At 72.5% G+C, this 4,294-nt stretch carries 5 protein-coding genes; 3 read left to right on the top strand and 2 right to left on the bottom strand.

Annotated features, from left to right (window positions below):
* Positions 1-1,238: hypothetical protein (locus E6J59_14855; GenBank protein TMB18326.1), on the bottom strand; the 1,238-nt coding region annotated here is incomplete at its 3' end.
* Complete coding sequence (locus tag E6J59_14850) at positions 1,235-1,522, bottom strand: hypothetical protein (GenBank protein ID TMB18325.1); 288 nt, start codon at positions 1,520-1,522, stop codon at positions 1,235-1,237. The genes E6J59_14850 and E6J59_14855, both read right to left, overlap by 4 nt.
* A 426-nt stretch (positions 1,523-1,948) precedes the next feature.
* On the opposite strand from E6J59_14850, the gene E6J59_14845 reads away from it, so the two are divergent.
* The 3 genes from E6J59_14845 to E6J59_14835 form a co-directional block, all read left to right on the top strand.
* Positions 1,949-2,332 (top strand): hypothetical protein, encoded by a 384-nt coding sequence (locus E6J59_14845; protein TMB18324.1) that lies wholly within the window; start codon positions 1,949-1,951, stop codon positions 2,330-2,332.
* Positions 2,333-2,568: 236 nt separating this feature from the next.
* Positions 2,569-4,035: a hypothetical protein gene (locus tag E6J59_14840; GenBank protein ID TMB18323.1), complete on the top strand. Its 1,467-nt coding sequence runs from the start codon at positions 2,569-2,571 to the stop codon at positions 4,033-4,035.
* The coding region (locus E6J59_14835; protein TMB18322.1) for a sulfotransferase at positions 4,032-4,294 on the top strand (263 nt) is incomplete at its 3' end. The genes E6J59_14840 and E6J59_14835, both read left to right, overlap by 4 nt.

Genomic DNA, 4,294 nt, shown 5'->3' with positions numbered 1-4,294 from the left:
CCGCCCTGGCTGTGGCCCACGACCACCATGCGGGCGAGGCAGGCGTCCTTCCCCGCGGGATCGAGCTGTCCGGCCGCCTCGCGCAGCGAGCGGCGGAGGAGCATCGCGGAGTACGCGATCGGGTTGCCGGTGTCGTAGATGAAGGCCCAGAACTGGAAGCGCTCCCGGACGCGCGGGTCGTTCTCCAGGTCGTTGAACATCTCGGCCCAGCGGGCCGGGCTGGAGGCGGTCCCGTGCACGAGGACGACCGGCACGAGGCCCGGGCGGTAGGGCTCGAGGGCGATGAGCTGCGTGCGACGGCGCTCGGCGCGGATGAGCTCTCCGCTGAGGAGCCCCTTCAGCTCGCGCGAGAAGATGGGCGCCTCGGCGAGCGCGTACGCGAGCGCGGCGGTCGGCTCGATCTCGAGCGGCACCTTCCGCCCACCGATCACGACGTCGTGCTCCTCGGAGGCCGCGTGCAGCTCGAGCGTCGCGCGGATCTCGCCCGCGACGAGGCCGCGACGCGCGTCGTCGATGCGGAGGAGCGCCGTCACCGGCACCTTCACGCGCGGCGCCACGAAATCGTACGCCTTCTCGTCGATCGGCGTCGTGCCCGCGGCGAGCGGCGCGCCGAGCCCGGCGCTGCGGTAGCGGTTCCGGAGCCCGCGCACCTCGAGCTCGGCGACCGGGGCGAACTGCGTCAGCTGGCGGTTGCCCCAGCGGAAGCCGGTCGGATCGACCGCCACGTCCATCGCCCCGAACGGCAGCTCGTAGCGTCCGGCGCGCAGCTCGACCTCGCGCCCGTCCTTCGTCTCGAAGGCGGAGGTCACCGCCCGGTTGTACAGGTCGGCCGCGAGCCGGAGCCGCGGGTCGTACGGCTCGGGCGGCTTACCGCCCGCGTCGGGGAAGAGGAACGCCCAGGCATACGTCGCCGCCGCCAGGTCGTAGGGGCGGCCGCCGCCGTGCTGCGCGTGGTGGAACGAGAGCTCGGCGAGCACGAAGAGCTCGTCCGGCCCGGCGGTGCCCGCGACCACCTCCTGGTGCAGGACGGCGAGTGCGCCCTTCGGGTCGTCGCGGAAGCGCTTCATGAGACCGCGGCGCTGAAGAGCGATCCGGCTCGGTACGCTCGGCTTCCCGGTCGAGAGCTCGCTGCTCGTGAGCTGCTCATGGACGAGGCGCGGATCCATGTGCCGCACCGCGATGGGTGGACTGCAGGCGGCGAGCACCGCCACGAGCGCGAGGAACGTGGCGCGGGTCACCGGGGAGGCTCCACGGTGGGTCCTCGGGCGAGGAGGCTCACGAGCGCGACGGCGACCGGCAGGAGGAGCCCGTATGCGAACGACTGCCGGCGCCGTGCCGCCGGGATCAGCGCTGCGACGACGGTCCCCACGGCGATGGCAACCGTCTCACGCAGCGCGAAGAGCGCCAGGCTCGGCGGACGGAGGCTGCTGACGAGGATCGCCAGGACCGGCAACGCCCCGATGACCAGGCTGCGCACGGTGTCCGGGTCGACGCGGGACGCGCTCAGCGAGGCCTCTCCCACGGGACGCGACTGCTACCGCACCGGCGCGGGCGCTGTCCAGCATCGGCGCGAGGCGGCGCGCGGGCGACAGGGGGATGCAGCGAGGGCCGGCTACCGAGCGCTGGGAGCGGCATTTGGCGGCTGTCTTCGTTGGCTGGCCGCCCGGGTCCGGCCCTCGCTGCTCGTGAGTCGCAACTGCATTCCGCGTGCCGGTCGAATACGCAGGAATGTGCGCGCACGTCCCCGGGAGCGGGTGCATCGAGTCGTGTCGTCTCGACCCGCGGTTCGCGTCGACACACCGCGCGCGCCGACCGGCCTCGCGCGTACGCGCCGCGCGACGGAACGACGATTGCTTCGTTGCGTGACCGGCGCCGCAGACGCGCCGGAAGGACGATGGTGACATCGGACAACGCACGCCTCATTCACGGCTCTCCGGCGACGATCACGATGACGGTCGAGCCGGCTGTCGACGCCGCCGCGAGCCGTCGCCACCGGGTCGGGCGACCGCCGATCGAGGAATCGATCGAGTTCCTGATGCCGTCGCAGTTCCATGCGCCGGCGAACGAATCGTGGTGGCCCGGCGAGAAGCGCCTGATGCTCGCGGTGCTGACGGACGCGATCGACATTCTCTCGAGGGGCCCGGGCGTGAACGGACCGCGCCGGCGCCACCTCTTCGAGGAGACCGTCGGCTGGTTCGCCTCCGACGACGTCGAGTGGCCCTTCTCGTTCGTCAACGTCTGCGACGGACTCGGCGTCGACTCGCGCGCCATTCGCGGCGCAGTTCGTCGTCGCGCCAAGGCGACGCGTCGCGCACCGGAGGCCGCGCGATGACTCGACGCGGCCGGGCCGTCACAACCGCCCGGCCACGTGGACGGCGACCGCTACTCCTCGGTGATCTCGACCCGCCGGTTCTTCGCCCGGCCTTCCTTCGTTTGTTGCTGGCGATCGGCTTCGATTTGCCCCAGCCCTTGGTCGTGATGTTGACCAGCCCACCGGCCGTGCCGGCACCTGCGGCGGCGCCGATGAAGCCGCCGGCCACCGCGCAGTAGCTCCATCGCCGCTCCTGCATGGCAGCGCAGCCGCTCAGGATGATGAGCGCCGTCAGGCCGACGGCCGTCACGCTTCACGACCGGCGGGCGCATGCCTCGACGCTCAGGCGGGTGCTACGGCTGCTGGTGCCCAGGCGATTCCTCGAAAGGAGGCTTCTCGCCTCGATCTCAGAGCGAGTCTCGGATGCTGACTCTGTTCGCTACGTCCTCGAGCGCGTCGAGGTGGAGGAAGCGACTCCATGCGCTTCCCGAGAAGATCAAACTCGCCCGTGCCGCTTTGGCCGTCGAGGAGCAGCGCGTGGCGAACTACATCGGTTTCGCTTGCCGATCACGTCCGGCAGGGATCGCCGCATCCGGGCGGTGCCAGATCACGAGGCGGCACCTGGCGTAAATTGGACCATGGGCCAGTGCGGGGCGGCTGGATTGCCATCTGCCGGGCCTCGTGCGAAACCTCCGGGCCCGATGTCGCCGCGCCGCTCGACGACCAAACGGCTCGCGTACGCCGGACTGGCCTCGGGGCTCGCCCTCTTCACGGCGCTCATCGCCTGGGAGGGCGTGCGGGAGGTCGCGCGGACGCTCGCCTCGGCCGGCATGGGGCTCGTCTGGGTGACGCTCTTTCACCTGGCGCCGCTCGCGGCGAGCGCGCTCGGGTGGTACGCGCTCTTCGGCGCGACGACCCGCCCGCCGTTCCGGACCTTCGCGTGGGCGCGCTGGATCGCCGAATCGATCAACCAGCTGCTCCCCGCGCTCCACGTCGGCGGGAACATCGTTCGGGCCCAGCTGCTCGCGCGCCGCGGCGTGCCCGGCCCGGTCGCGGGCGCGAGCGTCGTGGTCGACATCACGCTCCACCTGACGGGTCAGCTCGTCTTCACGACGCTCGGGCTCTGCCTCCTCCTCGCCCACGTGGGAGGCCGCGCGCTCGCCGGCCCGGTCGTCTTCGGCCTCCTCACGATGGCGCTCATGGTCGCGGGCTTCCTCGCCGTCCAGCACCGCGGCGTCTTCGGCGCCATGTCGGGGCTCATCGCGCGCATCGTGCGCTCGGACGGATGGTCGGCGCTGTCGGCGAACGCCGCTGCGCTCGACGGCGCCATCCGCGGCTTCTACGCGGACCGGCGTCGCCTCGGGACCTCCGGCGTCTGGCACGTCCTCAGCTGGTTCCTCGGCGCCGGCGAGATCTGGCTCGCGCTCCGCTTCCTCGGGCATCCGGTCGGCCTCGCGACGGCGGTCGTGATCGAGAGCCTCGGCGAGGCCCTTCGGACCGCCGCCTTCACGGTGCCCGGCGCGCTCGGGGTCCAGGAGGGGGGCTTCCTCGTCCTGGGGAGGCTCTTCGGGTTCACGCCCGACGTCGCGCTCGCGCTCTCGCTTGCCAAGCGCGTGCGCGAGCTGGCGCTCGGCGTGCCGGGGCTCGTGGCGTGGCAGCTGCCCCGCGTCTCCACGCTCGTCGGGACGCGTGTGCGTGCCGCGGCGCCGGACGGGAGCCAATGACGCCGGCCGTCGCCCGGCGCCTGGTTCGGCTCACCCCGGAGCGCCTGCTCGCGGCCGCGCGCCGGCGTACCGGCCTCGACGACTTCGGCGATCCGGCCTTCCGCGAGCCGCTCGAGCGTCTCCTCGCCTCGATCGAGGCCGAGGCGCGCCTGACTCTCATCGGCCGCATCGCCGCGCGCCACGATCTGAGCGGCATGCTCGTGAACCGGCTCCGCATCGAGCACGATCGGCGGCAGCACCCCGAGATCGGCGACGAGGA

The sequence above is a fragment of the Deltaproteobacteria bacterium genome (assembly GCA_005879795.1).
Taxonomy (GTDB): Bacteria; Desulfobacterota; Binatia; order DP-6; family DP-6; genus DP-6.
The sequence above is the reverse complement of the archived record's forward strand: the minus strand, read 5'-3'. Positions and strand labels throughout refer to the sequence as shown.